The sequence below is a fragment of the Bordetella sp. N genome (assembly GCF_001433395.1).
Classification (GTDB): Bacteria; Pseudomonadota; Gammaproteobacteria; order Burkholderiales; family Burkholderiaceae_B; genus Bordetella_C.
This window is the reverse complement of sequence record NZ_CP013111.1, coordinates 2,520,244-2,535,549: the sequence shown is the minus strand read 5'-3', so window position 1 is coordinate 2,535,549 and position 15,306 is coordinate 2,520,244. Positions and strand designations below refer to the sequence as shown.

At 59.7% G+C, this 15,306-nt stretch carries 12 protein-coding genes; 7 read left to right on the top strand and 5 right to left on the bottom strand.

Annotated features, from left to right (window positions below; genetic code table 11):
* Nucleotides 1-50: 50 nt before the first annotated feature.
* Nucleotides 51-4,700 carry a DEAD/DEAH box helicase gene (locus ASB57_RS10740; RefSeq protein WP_057652228.1) on the bottom strand — a complete coding sequence of 1,550 codons (4,650 nt, stop codon included), beginning with the start codon at nucleotides 4,698-4,700 and terminating at the stop codon, nucleotides 51-53.
* 278 nt (nucleotides 4,701-4,978) lie between these two features.
* On the opposite strand from ASB57_RS10740, the gene ASB57_RS31040 reads away from it, so the two are divergent.
* The 3 genes from ASB57_RS31040 to ASB57_RS10730 are packed head-to-tail and all read left to right on the top strand — an operon-like array spanning nucleotide 4,979 to nucleotide 6,488.
* Nucleotides 4,979-5,503, top strand: coding sequence for a hypothetical protein (locus tag ASB57_RS31040; RefSeq protein WP_156414124.1), 525 nt, complete (start codon nucleotides 4,979-4,981; stop codon nucleotides 5,501-5,503).
* Nucleotides 5,482-6,192: a hypothetical protein gene (locus ASB57_RS10735; RefSeq protein WP_156414123.1), complete on the top strand. Its 711-nt coding sequence runs from the start codon at nucleotides 5,482-5,484 to the stop codon at nucleotides 6,190-6,192. Before ASB57_RS31040 ends, ASB57_RS10735 begins: the two co-directional genes overlap by 22 nt.
* A gap of 8 nt (nucleotides 6,193-6,200) precedes the next feature.
* Nucleotides 6,201-6,488, top strand: coding sequence for a DNA-binding protein (locus ASB57_RS10730; RefSeq protein WP_057652226.1), 288 nt, complete (start codon nucleotides 6,201-6,203; stop codon nucleotides 6,486-6,488).
* Between the two features lie 435 nt (nucleotides 6,489-6,923).
* Here ASB57_RS10730 and ASB57_RS10725 read toward each other — a convergent pair whose 3' ends face one another.
* Together ASB57_RS10725 and ASB57_RS10720 are read right to left on the bottom strand one after the other, a co-directional pair.
* Nucleotides 6,924-7,991, bottom strand: a complete 1,068-nt coding sequence (locus ASB57_RS10725; RefSeq protein ID WP_057652225.1) for a hypothetical protein — start codon at nucleotides 7,989-7,991, stop codon at nucleotides 6,924-6,926.
* 455 nt (nucleotides 7,992-8,446) lie between these two features.
* A complete protein-coding gene (locus ASB57_RS10720) occupies nucleotides 8,447-9,730 on the bottom strand; it encodes a YbfB/YjiJ family MFS transporter (RefSeq protein ID WP_057652224.1) in 1,284 nt (427 codons plus the stop codon).
* Nucleotides 9,731-9,950: 220 nt separating this feature from the next.
* Between ASB57_RS10720 and ASB57_RS10715 the strand changes: the two genes are divergently transcribed.
* Together ASB57_RS10715 and ASB57_RS10710 are read left to right on the top strand one after the other, a co-directional pair.
* Nucleotides 9,951-10,610: a flavin reductase family protein gene (locus ASB57_RS10715; RefSeq protein WP_057652223.1), complete on the top strand. Its 660-nt coding sequence runs from the start codon at nucleotides 9,951-9,953 to the stop codon at nucleotides 10,608-10,610.
* Between the two features lie 267 nt (nucleotides 10,611-10,877).
* Nucleotides 10,878-11,426 (top strand): ATP-binding protein, encoded by a 549-nt coding sequence (locus ASB57_RS10710; protein ID WP_057652222.1) that lies wholly within the window; start codon nucleotides 10,878-10,880, stop codon nucleotides 11,424-11,426.
* Nucleotides 11,427-11,453: 27 nt separating this feature from the next.
* Here ASB57_RS10710 and ASB57_RS10705 read toward each other — a convergent pair whose 3' ends face one another.
* Nucleotides 11,454-12,836, bottom strand: coding sequence for a PLP-dependent aminotransferase family protein (locus ASB57_RS10705; protein WP_057652221.1), 1,383 nt, complete (start codon nucleotides 12,834-12,836; stop codon nucleotides 11,454-11,456).
* Between the two features lie 176 nt (nucleotides 12,837-13,012).
* On the opposite strand from ASB57_RS10705, the gene ASB57_RS10700 reads away from it, so the two are divergent.
* Nucleotides 13,013-13,246 carry a hypothetical protein gene (locus tag ASB57_RS10700; RefSeq protein WP_057652220.1) on the top strand — a complete coding sequence of 78 codons (234 nt, stop codon included), beginning with the start codon at nucleotides 13,013-13,015 and terminating at the stop codon, nucleotides 13,244-13,246.
* A gap of 67 nt (nucleotides 13,247-13,313) precedes the next feature.
* On the opposite strand, the gene ASB57_RS10695 is transcribed toward ASB57_RS10700, so the two are convergent.
* Nucleotides 13,314-14,228 (bottom strand): LysR substrate-binding domain-containing protein, encoded by a 915-nt coding sequence (locus ASB57_RS10695; protein WP_057652219.1) that lies wholly within the window; start codon nucleotides 14,226-14,228, stop codon nucleotides 13,314-13,316.
* Nucleotides 14,229-14,327: 99 nt separating this feature from the next.
* Here ASB57_RS10695 and ASB57_RS10690 point away from each other — a divergent pair, with 99 nt between their 5' ends.
* On the top strand, nucleotides 14,328-15,299 hold the full coding sequence (locus ASB57_RS10690) for a tripartite tricarboxylate transporter substrate binding protein (RefSeq protein ID WP_057652218.1): 972 nt from the start codon (nucleotides 14,328-14,330) through the stop codon (nucleotides 15,297-15,299).
* Nucleotides 15,300-15,306 lie beyond the last annotated feature (7 nt).

The window sequence follows — 15,306 nt, the reverse complement described above, 5'->3', positions numbered from 1 at the left end:
TCGTAGCCGGCGGTGTATCAGCACGGCATGCCAGGTCTTCGCTGCCTGGTTCAACCGCGTCGCGCTAGTGCGCTCAGGGCGGCCTGCCGTTCGTCAGCCGTCAGCGGCGTCAATTCGCGCAGTTCTCCCGATACCCATGCCGCCATGGGCAGGCCGTCGCGCAGCAGCAGACGATTGCCGGCCAAGGCTGGAATCTTCTCCCCTGGCAATAGCGTGCCGCAGAGATTCAAGGGATCGACCGCGGACACAGTGATCCAGGCCTCATCGCCGTCCTGGCGACGCAGGCTCCGCAAGACGGGGATGGCTTCGGGCAGGGCAAATTGCTCGCCCGCAAGGCCGGCCACGAAACGGCCGCCCCGGATTTCTCCACGGGCTTCGAGCCGATGCAGCACGGGCAGGAAATCGCGCCAGGGCGGCAGCCAGTCGGCTTCGCGGTCGAGCAGGCGCCAGAACAGGACGCCGTAGCGGCGGAGTAATACGTGGATCAGGTGTTCCAGCTGCGCGGGATCGCGGGCTTGCGGACGAGTTCGTGCGATTGCCTTGGTTGTGGCGTTCAGCGTTGCGGCGCTGGCCGTTGGAGTAGCTGCGGAGGGTGCACTTGTCGCACTTGCACTTGCAAGTCCACCGCCACCGTCAATGCTTCCCGTTCCAGCGCCCACGGCGGCTGCGGAGGGAGCCGCGCGCCGCACCACGGCCCATCGGCCCGCCTGATCCAGCCCAGGCGGGGGCGCACCCCGGCGCCGCCGGCCGCTGGCGGGGGCCCGCCGCGACGCCGGCAGTAGCAAAGCCCGCAGGCCATCGTAGCTATCCGCCGTCACCAGCCCCGCAGCCACCAACTCGACCAGCGCATTCTCCAACTCCACCGGCAGCAACCGTGTAGCACCCAGCAATTCGTCGAAGAACATCGCTCCTTCGGAACGCAAGGCATCGTGTGTATCGCGGGCACGCGGCGACAACGTCTCCGGGTCGGCTGGCTCAGCCAGCGCCTGCCAGGTCCCCAACTGCCGGCGCGGCAGCAACACGATAGGTGTGCCCCGCACCGTAGCAACCGCGTTGCGCCCCGCAGCCGGCATCCGCAACCAGGCCAACCGCCCAGCCCGCGTCAGATCATCCAGCCACGTCGCCTGATAATCGCCCACGCGCGCCGGCAACAGATCCTGCTCCCAGGCCCCGGCAGCAGCTTCGTAGCCTTCCAACTGGTCCAGCACCTCGCCCAATGCCGCGGCGCCTTGGCCGCGCGTGGCAGGCGCCAGCCTTTGCCAATGGCACAAGAAGCGCATGAACTCCTGCAACGTGACCGGCTCAATCTCACGCCGCAGGTGGGCAATCGTCAGCCGATGAATACGCGCCAGCAGATGCCGTTCGCACCATTCTTCTTCCGTGGCTCCAGGGGTGAAGCGGCCGCGCAAGAGAACGCCTTCCTGCTCCAACCGCGCCAGCGCGGCGGTACCCGTAGCGGGTGACAGGGCCAGTGGCGCGACGATCTCCTTCAACGTACGCGGCCCGCAGCCAGACAGGCGGGCGCGCAACAACTCGACGACGGCGTCCTCGCGTTCCCAGTCTTCCGCAGGGGCGGTCAACGCAGGCTCGTTGATGCCGTCAGGGTAAGTCGCCACCAGGCAGGGCAGCCGCTCCAGCGCCGTCCACAGACGTGTCCCGTCCGGCAGGACGCGTTGCGTCGCGCGACCGGATCGCGCCAGTTGCGTTAACCACGGCCGCCAGTCGGCTTTATCGGTGGACGCAGCCGACGCCGCACTTGCGGCGCTGCTAGCGTCTGCGTCCGCGTAAGGCTCGGCCCGGGCATGGCCGTCATCATCGCTGGTCGCGTGCCCCAGCCCAGCCGCTTCTTCAGCTGTCACGCATCCCAGCGTCATCAAGGCCTCATGCGCCTCATCCGCACTGCGCACCCGGGGCCAGGCCTGAGCCGCCACATCAGCGATGGCCGCGGCATCCAAGGCCCCCAGGTCATCATTCCCGGCAGGATCAGACCAACGCCGCGACTGCACCGCCCGCGTGCGCCTTTCTTCCAGCGGCGCATCGTCCAGGAAGGCATAGGGGTTGGCGTTGAGAATTTCCATCGCCAGCGGCGAAGGCGCAGGCAGGTCACGCGCCAGCAACGTAATCTGCCCTTGATCGATGCGGCGCAGGACGTCCAGCCACCCATCGCAATCCATGGCCTCATGCAGGCAATCATCCAGCGTCTGCTCGACCAGCGGATGGTCCGGTAATTCGCGTTCGCCAACGATGTTTTCCAGGCAGGCCGCCTGATCGGGAAACACCGCCGTCAGTAGATCTTCGCTGCGCATGCGCAACAGCTGAGGCGCCAGTTTCTTGCCGCCGCTGTAGCGAGGGATCGCCAGCGAAGTGGTCGCGTTCCAGCGCCAACGCGCATTGAACAAAGGCGCGTCCAGCAAAGCTTGTACGAGCACGTCGCGCGCGGTGGCTGCGTGCAGATAGCGCCAGACATCCTCCAGCGGAAAGCTGTGGCTGGTTGACAGTGACAACACGATCGCGTCTTCCGTGGCCGCGGCTTGCAGTTCGAAGTTGAACGTGCGGCAGAAGCGCTTGCGCAGCGCCAGGCCCCAGGCGCGATTGATCCGGCTACCGAAAGGCGCGTGCAGGACCAGCTGCATGCCGCCTGACTCATCGAAGAAACGTTCCAGTATCAGCACGTCCTGGCTGGGTAGGGCGCCCAGGGCGGCGCGGGCGCGTGCCAGGTACTCGACGATCTGCCGGGCTGCGGCTGTGCCGATGCCGGTTGTTTCGCTCAGGTTGGCGATTGCGTTGTCCAGGTTGGGGAGGGCGGGCTGTGCTGCGTCTGGATCTGACGGATCATAGGGCCGCGCCTCTGCGGCGGTTGCCTCATTCGCCTCGTTTGCCGTGGTGGCGGGGCTGGCCTTCAACCAGCCATCGACCTGTTCCCGCAAGCGTCCCACCGCCTGCGACAGTTCCCCGGTGCGCCCCGGCGCTTCTCCCAGCCAGAAGGGAATATTCGGCGCCATGCCATGCGCATCCTCGACCCGCACGCGACCCGACTCGATACGCAAGATGCGATAGGCCGTATTGCCCAACTGAAAAACATCCCCGGCCAGACTTTCGACCGCGAAGTCCTCGTTGACGGTGCCAATGTGCTGACCTTGCGGCTCCAACATCACCGAGTAATCGGCATTGTCGGGAATCGTGCCACCCGACGTTACGGCGGTAAGCTGGCTCCCGCGCCGCCCGCGCACCGTCCCGCTGACCGTATCGCGATGCAGATATGCGCCGCGCACCCCGTTGCGCCCCGTATACCCGGCGGACAACATTTTCAGCACCGCGTCGTAGCGGGCACGGGGCAGCTCCGCATAGGGTTCGGCGCTCCTGATCAAGGTATAGAGAGCATCCTCGTCCCATTCCTGGTTCGCGACCTCAGCGACAATCTGTTGGGCCAGCACATCAAGCGGCGCGCGTGGCACATGCAAAGTATCCAACTCGCCGCGTCGTACGCTATCCAGCAGCGCCGCGCATTCGATCAGATCGTCTCGCGAAGTGGGAAACAAGCGGCCCTTCGAGATCCCACCCACTTGGTGGCCTGCGCGCCCCACGCGCTGCAAGAACGCCGCGATGGCGCGCGGCGAGCCCACCTGGCACACCAGTTCGACCTCGCCAATATCGATACCCAATTCCAGCGAAGCTGTCGCCACCAGAACCTTCAACGCCCCGCGTTTGAGCCGCTGCTCGGTATCCAGCCGTGCTTCCTTGGCCAGACTCCCGTGATGCGCCGCCACCGCTTCGTTGCCCAGGCGCTCAGCCAGATGCCGTGCCGTCCGTTCCGCCATGCGCCGCGTATTGACGAAGACCAGTGTCGTGCGATGGGATGCGGCCAGTTCCGCCATGCGGTCATAGACCCGTTCCCAGACATCATTGGCCATGACCGCTTCCAGCGGCACCGGCGGAATCTCCAACGCCAGATCCCGTGCGCGACCGTGGCCGATATCGACGACCGCGCAGTCGCCTTGCGTGCCATCGGCCTTACGGCCGGCGAGAAAGCGGGCGACTGCCTCCAGGGGTTTCTGGGTGGCGGACAGGCCAATGCGCACTGGCGGCTGCTCGCAAAGCGCGTCGAGCCGGGCCAGGCTAAGGGCCAGATGGCTGCCACGCTTGGCGCCAGCCACGGCATGGATCTCATCGATGATGACCGAGCGCACGGTGCGCAGCATCGCCCGGCCGCCGGCCGAGCCCAGTAACACGTAGAGCGATTCCGGCGTCGTTACCAGAATATGCGGCGGCCGCCGCCGCATGGCTTGTCGTTCCTGCTGGGTGGTATCGCCGGTACGCACGGCACTGCGGATGGCAGGCACGGGCAGCCCGCGGGCTGCCAGTTCTTCAGAGATGCCAGCCAAGGGCGTTTGAAGGTTGACCCGAATGTCGTTGGACAGTGCTTTCAGCGGAGAAACATAGAGCACCAGCGTGGCGTCGGGCAGCTCGCCATCAGCGGCGAGTCCCATGCGCACCAGCTCATCGAGCGCCGCCAGAAAAGCCGTCAGCGTCTTCCCCGACCCGGTCGGCGCCGCGACCAGCGTCGGTTTCCTCGCATGAATCAGCGGCCACGCTTGCTGCTGAGCAGGCGTGGGGGCGTCGTAGGAGCGATGGAACCAGTCTGCAACGGCGGGATGGAACAGCTCATCCAATACGTCGGTCTGGGCGGGGAGGGAGGCCATAGGAGCCTATATCAGGGCGATTTCCTGGGCGTCAACGGGGGCCCTGGGCTGGCTGGACAAATTGAACGCAGTGGCGAGCGCAAAAATCAGACCAAAAGAAGGGAGCGGAAGTCCTTTCCTGCGTTACTCCAGAGGCAGCACTTTGGCAAGATCTTGTGGGCAGCGATCCAACTAACGCAAGAGCCGAACTAGCACGAGATTCCGCAGACACCGTCTGCGAAATTGATCATCTCCGAACTGTCCTTTGTTTTCACCCCTCCGCTGGACCCTACATTCCGATGTCCAACAAACTTTTCATCGACGATCTAGCCGACGATTATTTTCCCTTTGCCTTCGCCGGATACGGCACCACTGGCCATTGTTTCCTTCGTATATGGACCCGCGGCTCTAATGCCTTGGTCCTGTGTACGCAGCTCCCCAACTATCACAGCACGTCCGTCACGAACGGCTTGGAAAGCATCATCGATGCATTGGTTGCGAAGTTGATGGCGGATCGAAGGTTATCTCTTATCGAAGAAGGCCGTTCACTATTCAGCAACCTTTTCAGGGGTTCAAGACAAGAACGTGAACGCACTCACTTCAGCAATGCGCGCCGGCAATTCCTGAGGCGCTGCCGATGGTTCGAGCACTATCCGCCAGGTGTAGGGTTCGCCCCGGAGGGTTCGCTGTCATTAGTAATCTTCAGAGAATCGGGTTCGCCGTCATGGAGCTATGGCTCAAGAGAATTTTTCGAAAACGAGTATCCACCGTCGTTCTTCAAGATTGATGTGAACCTTGAGTCATGGACCACCCTAAAACACTGATCGACTTCAACACCTTTATCGGACAACCTCGGACAAGCGTATATGCGATTGGCGTAAGGGCCTCGGTGCACATACCGAAAGCAATGCTCGGAGTACGTGGGGTGATCGTCGAACGTGCGATAGCGTCTGGTGACGCGACTCGCTATCACATGCCCGAGACCGATCTCTATCCTCCCATAGTGGCAATTCTTGGAGGATTACTTCCATTTGCCGCGATCATTGATAAGACGGCGTTGCTAAAACAACTTTCCAACCCCCTGTTGAGAACAGATCTTTCCGTCCGAAAGCTGGAGCATGTCAACAACGAAAGGCTGGGCGATCACAATTTCGCCGCGGTGATTGAGGTCAAGTCCGTCTTCCACGGCGAAAGCGTTGCTGAGAAGGACTTGCTTGTAGATCTGGAGAAGCTGGTCGAATGCGAGCGAGTGTACGGCGCGAAGTGTTTTTTTGCACTGGTCGGCTTGGAGGCCGATCTGAAGAGATGCCGCAAGAGTTTGACAAAGCTGGGCCTGGATAACGCCATCGGCCCGATTCCGGTCGTGCTGGCTTCCGGAAAGACCGCTTGGCTGCTGCCCTCTGCACGGCATGTGGAAGGCTCACCCCAGGTTTTTATCTGGACTGTAAGCTCGAATAGAACCTTCGCGGCAGATGCGTCCCAGTACGTCTTCACCGTGTTCCAGGCAGCGTAGGAGGTTTAATGGTTAAGCTACGAGAGTTCGACGTCGCTAATTATCTGGATAACGACAAGACTATCGCCATTTTTCTGGCTGACGCGGCGAAAGACGGCAATCTTGATTTGTTTCTTAACGCATTGTTCACGGTCGCGAGAGCTTGGTATGCGGAAAATATTCTGGAAATGACGAATAAGAAAATGGCCAAGAAATTTGAAACGCTGCGTGGACGTATGTCTTCGGAGTCTCAAGCTCGTGTTGAAGCATTGGCTAAACGCATGTCTGCTGAGATGGATTTTCAGCAGAAACGATAGCCATCCAGTCTGCCACCCACCAGTGCTTGCTGACCGCTTACACGCGCAGCGTTCGGCCGTAGCGGAGCATGAGAAGCGATCGATGTCTAGATATCAGGACAACCAAGGTCACGTTCAGGAAATGGAGGAGGCTCAAGGTGAGAGTGGGTATTTCGGCCAAGCGGGTGAAAATCTAAGTACCTCCCGCAGCGGCTCGCCACTTCTGGACAGCTCCTGATCCGAAACTCGATCGATATGCGCTCAAAATTAGCCGCAATTGTTGCCGATGGCGGTTTTCGACCCCAACTTCAGGCGTTCGAAATCACAAATGACTACAGACAGCTCGCGTCCTATTTAAGGACGTTGCTGTCTGCAGGAAAGGGTACAGAACCTTCGATGACTTCAACTAAGGGCAAGGGACAAATACAAACGACCTTTGCCGTATAAATCGCGATTTTATAATGTCCTTTTCAATACTGCCTCTTCCGGATGCTCGATTGCGGAAAGAATATTTTCTGCGACCTTATCGAGAAGCTTTGCGCCCCAGAACGGGTCGGCCATATCATAATAGATGACTCGAATATGCTTTAAATCAAATGGTATGTCCGCTTCGTTTGAAGACACAAGGACGACCGGTTTCTCCAACGCATGCGCCAACCCTAATTCGTAGAAGACGTTAGGATTTCGTGTGGTTAGTTCTGCGACGAGCACCTTTGCGGAGCTTATGCCCGCCCAAATTTGGTCAATTATCTTTCCAGTTCCAAATATTTCAGTATCTGCTCTGACTGGGCGTAACCCAGCCTTTTCAATGGCTGGCTTATATATTTTTGCATAATAGTCCCCGAGCGGAGGCGCGAAGGGCATCATAACGAAACAAGAGTCGCTAGCATCAACCTTTACGGCCTTCTCTAATTTCTTGAGAGTAGGTGATTGTGCACCCGAAGCGTTGGCACCTTGGGATACGTCAAGTATCCTCAGCTTGCCATCGGTTTCGATCAGAAGTTCAGCCGCTCGTAGAGATTCAATAAAAATATCCTGAAACTCAGCAACCTTATCCACGGGAACGCCAAACGTGTCCGTGAGGGCATTGTGAAAGAATTGGCTATCCGGAAGATTCTCGCCGCGATAGTGCCCGTAAACGTCAGATATCACGGGAGCATTTAGTACAGCCTCCCTTAAGCCTTCCAGCTTATCTTGGGGGTCCTGCGGACGTAATACTCTCTTCGCGCGCTCCGCTACGGCAATCAAGCCTGGACTCGGTCGTTCAAGGAAGCCATACTTTATTCCGGAACTTACCTCGACTTGATAAGTGCCGGCCGCACCGACACCTAAAAATGCTGCTGATTCCTTGACTGAGCAAGGTTTTCCCGCGTTCTGCTCTAAAATCGCTTTTGGTATGCGTAAGGATCTATCGACGGCATTCCGAGGGTATTTGGCTGGCTGGGAAACGGTCTTCTCTGTGATTGCAATGGAACTGATTTTCTTCTTTGCAACCTTTCTTCCCGCAGTCTTCTTCGTCACCATCGTATTTTCCTTTTACTTAAATGCATCTGGGTCCACTGCATGCTATAGATTCGATTGCACTCCGTCCAGCTTCAGACAAGCTCGGTTGATCGCCTGATGTCCGCAGATCTGCCGTGCTGAATTCTATTATGAGTTGAATTTTCGACGGAATTCGGCGAAATGGCGTCGGATTGGCAGCGACGATGGTCGATGCCTAACGTTTGCGGCCCTATCATGAGTGGCGGCTTGCCGGGGTTTGGACATATTCAAGCGTTCGCATGGACTGTCATGCCACTGGCCGCCTTTGGCCGACAACCGCCGCTGGTGAGAGTTAACGCGAAATCTAGGCGTCGTGAGCGCGTGCGCCGCGCGCAGTTTGAGGCGTGGGAGTCGCCCGGCGCATGTGCCAATCTAATCAATAATTGGGGCTTCAGCGGAACGCGGTCGTGACCATGGCGGATCTGATAGGCAGGTACCTATGCCTTTACGCGCATTGCATCTCGAACCGGCAAACGCGCAGCAGCCAAAAACCAGATGAGCCCACCCATCAGCAGCGCTGCACTAGCTGTATGCAGCGACCAGGCAAAGACTTGGCTATGCCCGATCCCACTCCTCAACAGCGACCCAAACAGGGGAGGGCTCAGGATCTGGCCTATGGCGTAGACGGCTGTCATCAAGCCTATGACCGACGTCGATTTGTGCGGCCAACGCAGTCTGACTTCCCGAAACGCGAATAGCGTTAACGCCGTGAACGGCATTCCCACCATCACGCTGCTCAGAATGAAACCGCCCACACTGGGCCACCACAGCCCCATCACCACGCCGATCGACTGCATGCAATAGCAAACCGCCAATACCCGGCTATTGTCCCAATGCGCCGGCATGCGCGTGGATGCCAGGCAGCCCACTGCCGCCGAGATCCCATAAATCGGCCATATCCAATCGACCCACATGGAATCCGGGATGACCTCGCGAGCCATTACCGGCAAGAAGGTAGCGGTAATCACATAGCCGAAGCCCGCCAGCCCATAGGCGAACATCAGCCAGCCCAATCCTTCACTAAGTGGCAGAGAACCAATCGGTATCGAAGCTAGCGGCGGGATATCGGATACGGATTTCGTGGTGTCAGGCGAGCTATCCCGCCGCGGCGTATTCCGGCGGTCACGGTGCCATTCATATCCGACCCACAGAACGATGGCGCCCACCAGGCAGCCCAGCGCTTTCCAGCCACCCGTCGCGCTCCAGCCCATCGATGCCGTCGCGCTGACCAAGACGCCACCCAGCACAATCCCCACGCCCGATCCGCAGTAGATCAGCCCGGCCATGGATGTGCGGTTCTGCTGCGCCAACCGTCGCAGGCACCAGCTAGACGTGAACACGAAGGCAACGGCGCTCGCGATTCCGGAAAAAAACCGCAGCCATTGCCAAAGCCCAGGCAAGGGTATGGCCATCGCCAGCGTCAATGCTCCTGTGGCAGCCATCCCGGCGATCGCCAGCACTTGATCGGGCACCTCTTTCCGAGTCGCCCGCACCCACATGCCAGGGATCAGCGAGCAAAGTATTGCCCCGACGAAGTACCCCAGTAAGTTGCTTTCAGCCAGCCAACAACCTTCCGCCAACGTAAGCCACCCGTCCTCCAGCATGATGGGCAGTAGTGGGGTGTATGCGAATCGACCGATACCTATGGCGACGGCGATCGACAACATACCCACTAGTGCTATGCGCGTCGCGCCCTGCTGTGACATCTGCTCTACGGTCATACGAGGTAGCTCCTCGACTCGTCAGATATAAGGCTGTCTTAGGGGGAAGGGGATTCTCTGCGCCGCGGCGAGGGTTTCGGTTACGAGTCCCAGGCGTGTGCAGATATTGCCGCCGGATACGATACACGCAATTTTGCGAAGATAGTTAAGCAAAGTTCGGAGTTTGCTGATCGGTACAAGCCCGGATCATGAGCGCCTCTACTTAAGGGGCATGCAACTCATGAATACAGCTCACGTCGTCGCCGAACCGCACATCCTTTATCTCGGAACGCCCGTCGTACTGATCAGCACGGTCAATGAAGACGGGACGCACAATCTGGCCCCAAACTCCTCGGCGTTCTGGCTGGGCTGGAGAGGTGTGCTTGGCATCGCGTCGGCATCGCAGACCACACAAAACTTGCTTCGTACCGGCGAATGCGTACTGAATCTTCCGTCGGTCAACGAAGTAGCGGCCGTCGACCGCATCGCGCGGACGACAGGCACTAACCCGGTTCCTGAATTCAAACAGTCATTGGGCTACGTCTATGAACCCGACAAGTTCGGCCGCGCGGGCATGACGAGGGTGGCTTCGCAAACCGTCAGCGCCACACGTGCGCTTGAATGTCCCATACAACTCGAAGCCGTCGTCTCGGCAGTTCACGGGATGGGCGAAGACAGTGATCAAATGCGCGGCTTTCTCAGCCTCATCGAAGTGCGGATCCAGCGCGTGCACGTCCATCCCGATCTGCTGATGGAAGGCCACGTAAATCGCATAGCCCCGGACAAGTGGTCGCCGCTGATCATGAACTTCCAGAAGTTCTATGGACTGAGCCAGCAGGTTTATCCCTCCAGGCTGGCTGAAATCCCAGAGAAGGCGTATGAGCAACTAGCGCGGTTGTGACGCCATCTGTCCACGCGCATGGCTATGAGGGAACGGGCTGGCTTCGATCGAGGTTGAGACAATTGCCCTCATCACGACGAATGCGGTTTGACAAGGTGCAGACATGTGGACAAGCTACCTCCCATGTCCCGGTCACACGCACGCTTCGCTTTGATTACCACCATCGGTTCGATGGTGGGTTAGCGCGCGTCCGGACATCGCTACTTAAACCCGCCACGAGGCGGGTTTTTTGTTGCCGCCCCCTGGCATATCGAACAGGAGCTCCCTATGCCGTCCACTGAATTTTCGACTACGACTGCCGTGCCCATGCTGCATTTCCTGTGCGGCAAGATCGGCTCGGGCAAATCCACGCTGGCGGTCAGGCTCGCCGCGCAGCCGCGGACGCTGTTGATAAGCGAAGACAGCTGGCTGGCGGCGCTGTATCCCGGAGAAATCGTGAACGTGGCGGACTATGGCCGCTGCGCCAACCGACTGCGTAATGCCATGGGCAGCCATGTTGCCGCGCTGGTAAGCGCGGGCCTGTCAGTGGTACTGGACTTTCCCGCCAATACGCTACGTAGCCGTGAATGGCTGCGAACAGTGGCCGAGGAAGCCGGGTGTGCCCACACGCTGCATTATCTCGACGTACCGGACGCCGTCTGCAAAGCCAGGCTCGCTGCGCGCAACATGTCGGGTAGTCATCCCTTTACGACCAGCGAAGAGGAATACGACGCCATTACCGCGTATTTTGTCGAGCCGGACGAGCGGGAAGGATTGGTTATCGTCCGGCACGCCTGGGAAGATTCAGCGTTGATGGAATCCTTTCAGCGTAATTGAAACTGCCTGCCGGGCTTGGCCGGACTACTAAACCACCGCAGCACTAAACGACTCAGGCCGCCGCGCCAGTAAATGGGACAGCCGTTGCAGCCCCGCCTGCAAGCGCCCCCGGTCCTTGATGCTGCCCAAAGATATCCGAACGGCATTCACGGAACCGCTGCCGGTGGCGAATGCCTCCGCCGGGGTGACCGCGATGCCCTCGCTCTCGGCCGCGCGCGCAAGTTGTGACGAGCTCCAATACCCCGGCAATTCGAGCCACACATGCAGGCCGTCTCCCGCGCCGCTGTACCGCCCCGCCAGAATATCCCTGGCCATCCAGTGGCGCAGGCGCGCCTCCTTGCGTACGCCTTCCATCAGTCTGGCAGCCGAACCATCGAAGATCCACTGCGTGGCCAATGCGGCCGTCAAAGGGGCGACCATCAGGGCAAAAGACCTGAGCGCCACGAGAAAACGCTCTCGCTCGCCAGGGTCGCGTATAAGCACGAAGGCGACGCGCAAACCTGGCGTCAGGCATTTCGACAGGGTCGAGATGTAATACACCTGATCCGGGGCAAACGTGGCAATAGGTGAGGGCGCGGAATCGGCAAGAAGCCAGTAGGGATCGTCCTCGACGACACGCACATTGCAACGCTTCGCGGTGCTGGCGATTTCCTTGCGTCGGCGTTCCGAAATGGTGATGGCCGTCGGGTTTTGTAAGGTCGGATTGAGGTAGATCAAGCCGGGCTTGTGCTGGCGGCACGCTTGCTCAAGCATCTCCGGCACAATCCCGTGCTTGTCCGTTTCCACTGCAACAATGCGCCGGCCAAATTGGATCGCCGCGGCACGCAAACCGGGATAGCTCGCTGGCTCGGCCAGGATCACATCGCCAGGCTCCGTCAGCGCAAGAATTAATGCGGCGATCGCCGCTTGCGCCCCCGGACAGACGACAACCTGTCCAGCATCCAGATGCCCAAACATCGGCTCCAGCCATTTGGCCCCGGCCTTGCGGTCAGCGTCGCTGCCCCCGCCCAAGTGGTACGTCATCAGCAAATCAGTATCCGACCTCATCAACACCTGGGCCAAACCTTGATTCAACATGTCGTCGAAGTCCACGCCATCCGGCGGTGGCGGGGTATTCATGCTCAAATCGAGAATAGCCGTCAGCTCGACTTTCGGGGCGGCGACATAAGTGCCGCGAGCCCCGCGACCTTCCAACAGATTGCGGCGCCTGGCTTCGTCGTAGGCGCGTGTGATCGTCGTCAGGTCGACGTCCAGCTGCGCTGCCAACTGGCGCTGAGTGGGCAGGCGGTCACCCGGTTTCAGGGATCCGTCCGCCATCGCCGCTTGCAAAGCATTGGCGATCTGCAAGAAACGGGGTCCGCCCCGTACGGCCAAGCGCGGCAACCAGGCTGGCAAATCGTCGTTTTGCATGGTATTCAAGGGCGGTGTTTTTTTCGATGTATGGATATTGCTTTTGAGTAGTATGTCTGAAAACGTGCGACGACTGCCATACAAGATCAGTAGTCGCTGACGGTTCCGCCTCTCTTATCCGGGAGGCAGTGCTCCTCACGGCAGACAGTGTCAAGTCTTAGGCTGGAAATTCTCAAATGATCGACTGGGTCCCTGTAGTCTTCTTTACGTTCAAGATTCTCATGTTCGGTACGTGCATGTTCTTCGCCATCAAGTGGCATTACGACCAGGGCAAGAAAGGGAAGGACACGCGCGCGCTGCTGATCACGAGTGGCAAGGTGCTTGGCATCTTCGTCGTGGTGCTCGCGGTCGTGCTGTTCCTGGCCTTCCGCCTTGGCAGCATGCTCGGTATGGACTTGAGGCTCCCCTGATGGGAACGAACGGTCGGCCCGCGGCTCAAGGCCCGCAGCTTAGGGACCGCGGCTTACGTCCCGCGTCCTACCACCGCCCATCCCTATCCTGCCGGTGCTCCTCAAACGCATCCAGCAGGAAATCCACCAGGGCACGTGTCTTGGCGGATAAATAGTTTCTAGTCGGGAAGACGGCGTAAATATCCGCGGAAGGCAGGTCCCACTTGGGCAATACCGGGACCAGGCGCCCGCTACGCAGCAACGGGGCTATCTCCCACAGGGACCGCATCAGGACCCCGTGCCCGTCCAGCGCCCAGTTCACCACGCACTCCCCATCATTCGACGCCAGCGGTCCTCGCACTTTGACCGTCTCGGCATGCGTGCCGGACCTCAAATGCCACGTGCCGAATGTTTCGCTATTTTCCTGGATGAACAGGCAGGCGTGTTGCGCCAGTTCCCTGGGCGTGGCCGGCTGACCATGTTTAGCGATATAGGCCTGGGCAGCCCCCAGAACCCGACGATTGCGCGCCAGTAATCGTGCCGTCAGCGACGAATCCGGCAGGTCGCCCAGGCGGATCTGCAGATCGAATCCCTGCTCGATCAGATTCACCGGCCGATCGGTCAGGGTGAGTTGAACCTCCACCTCCGGAAACGACCGCGCGAAGGCCGACAGGGCAGGTGACACATAACGCCGTCCAAATCCCAGCGTTGCCACGACACGCAGCGTCCCGCGCGGAAGCGCGCGCGCACCCGTCACCTTGCGCTCCAACGCCTCCAGACTTTCCAGCACCTGGGCACCTTCCAGCAGATAAATCTCGCCTTCCGGGGTCAGGCTCACTCTGCGGGTGGTGCGATTCATCAGGCGCACGCCCAGCCGTCGTTCGAGGGCAATCAACCGCTTGCTGACGGCCGGGGCGGTAATGCCCAGGTGTTGAGCCGCATCGCGCAGGCTTGGGTGCTTGGCGAGCGTTGCAAAGAACTCTAGGTCGAGAAGTTGGCTCATTATTAACTTCAAGGAAATCAATAACTAATTTTAAGGGCAATTATCGTGGAGTGATTCACTATTAAGATGGCGCTACATCAAAACTAGAGGAGACAAAAAATGATGCTGCGCCGCCTTCTGCTCGCCGCTTTTGCCACCGTCGTTACCTGTGGAACTGTGTCACCTGCCTTGGCTGAATACCCTGATCGACCAATCAAACTGATCGTGCCTTATGCCCCTGGGGGCAGCGCCGATATCGTCGCCCGCATGGTGAGCGACGAGTGGGCGAAAGCGCTGGGCCGCGCCATCGTGATCGAGAATCGCGGCGGGGCGGGTGGGAATGTCGGCGTGGATGCCGTTTCCAAGGCCTCGCCGGACGGCTACACCATCGGATTACAGACCGTCTCGCTGGCAATAAATCCTTCGCTTTTCCCGAATATGCCCTATGACACGCTAAAGGACCTGGCTCCCATCAGCATGGTGGCCTCGTCGCAGCACGTGCTGGTGGTCAACAACGATGTTCCTGCCAAGGATGTGAAGGAACTGATAGCCCTGGCGAAGAAAGAGCCCGGCAAGCTGACCTATGCGTCCGCGGGACCCGGAAGCACTTTCCATATGGCGGCGGAGTTGTTCAAAGCGGTAGCCGGCGTGGACATCGTCCACATTCCGTACCGTGGGGGCGGCCCGGCGCTGATCGATGTAATGAGTGGCCAGGTGCAGCTCTGCTTCCCGGTTCTTGCCGCGGCGCAAGGGCAGATCCAGGGGGGAAAGATACGCGCGCTGGGTGTCACCGGTACAAAGCGATCTGCGCTGATGCCGGATGTCCCGACGATCGCGGAAGCCGGCCTGCCGAATTATTCCTTCGACACGTGGTTCATCGTATTCGCACCTGCACGCACGCCTCAGCCCATTATTGACAAGCTGAACGCCACGCTCGTCGACGTACTCAAGTCCAAGGCCGTCGCTGACCGGATGTCGCGCGAAGGTTTCGAGTCGACCCCGTCGACGCCGGCGCAAGCAAGGCAGCGCCTTGAAACCGAGATTCCCCAGTGGAACAAGCTGGTCAAGGATCGCGGCATCACCATGCAATAGCCACACG

Bases quoted from the DNA above. Each gene is read 5' to 3' on its own strand.
- ASB57_RS10740 (WP_057652228.1), bottom strand. From the start codon at position 4,700: ATGGCCTCCCTCCCCGCCCAGACCGACGTATTGGATGAGCTGTTCCAT.
- ASB57_RS31040 (WP_156414124.1), top strand. From the start codon at position 4,979: ATGTCCAACAAACTTTTCATCGACGATCTAGCCGACGATTATTTTCCC.
- ASB57_RS10735 (WP_156414123.1), top strand. From the start codon at position 5,482: ATGGACCACCCTAAAACACTGATCGACTTCAACACCTTTATCGGACAA.
- ASB57_RS10730 (WP_057652226.1), top strand. From the start codon at position 6,201: ATGGTTAAGCTACGAGAGTTCGACGTCGCTAATTATCTGGATAACGAC.
- ASB57_RS10725 (WP_057652225.1), bottom strand. From the start codon at position 7,991: ATGGTGACGAAGAAGACTGCGGGAAGAAAGGTTGCAAAGAAGAAAATC.
- ASB57_RS10720 (WP_057652224.1), bottom strand. From the start codon at position 9,730: ATGACCGTAGAGCAGATGTCACAGCAGGGCGCGACGCGCATAGCACTA.
- ASB57_RS10715 (WP_057652223.1), top strand. From the start codon at position 9,951: ATGAATACAGCTCACGTCGTCGCCGAACCGCACATCCTTTATCTCGGA.
- ASB57_RS10710 (WP_057652222.1), top strand. From the start codon at position 10,878: ATGCCGTCCACTGAATTTTCGACTACGACTGCCGTGCCCATGCTGCAT.
- ASB57_RS10705 (WP_057652221.1), bottom strand. From the start codon at position 12,836: ATGCAAAACGACGATTTGCCAGCCTGGTTGCCGCGCTTGGCCGTACGG.
- ASB57_RS10700 (WP_057652220.1), top strand. From the start codon at position 13,013: ATGATCGACTGGGTCCCTGTAGTCTTCTTTACGTTCAAGATTCTCATG.
- ASB57_RS10695 (WP_057652219.1), bottom strand. From the start codon at position 14,228: ATGAGCCAACTTCTCGACCTAGAGTTCTTTGCAACGCTCGCCAAGCAC.
- ASB57_RS10690 (WP_057652218.1), top strand. From the start codon at position 14,328: ATGATGCTGCGCCGCCTTCTGCTCGCCGCTTTTGCCACCGTCGTTACC.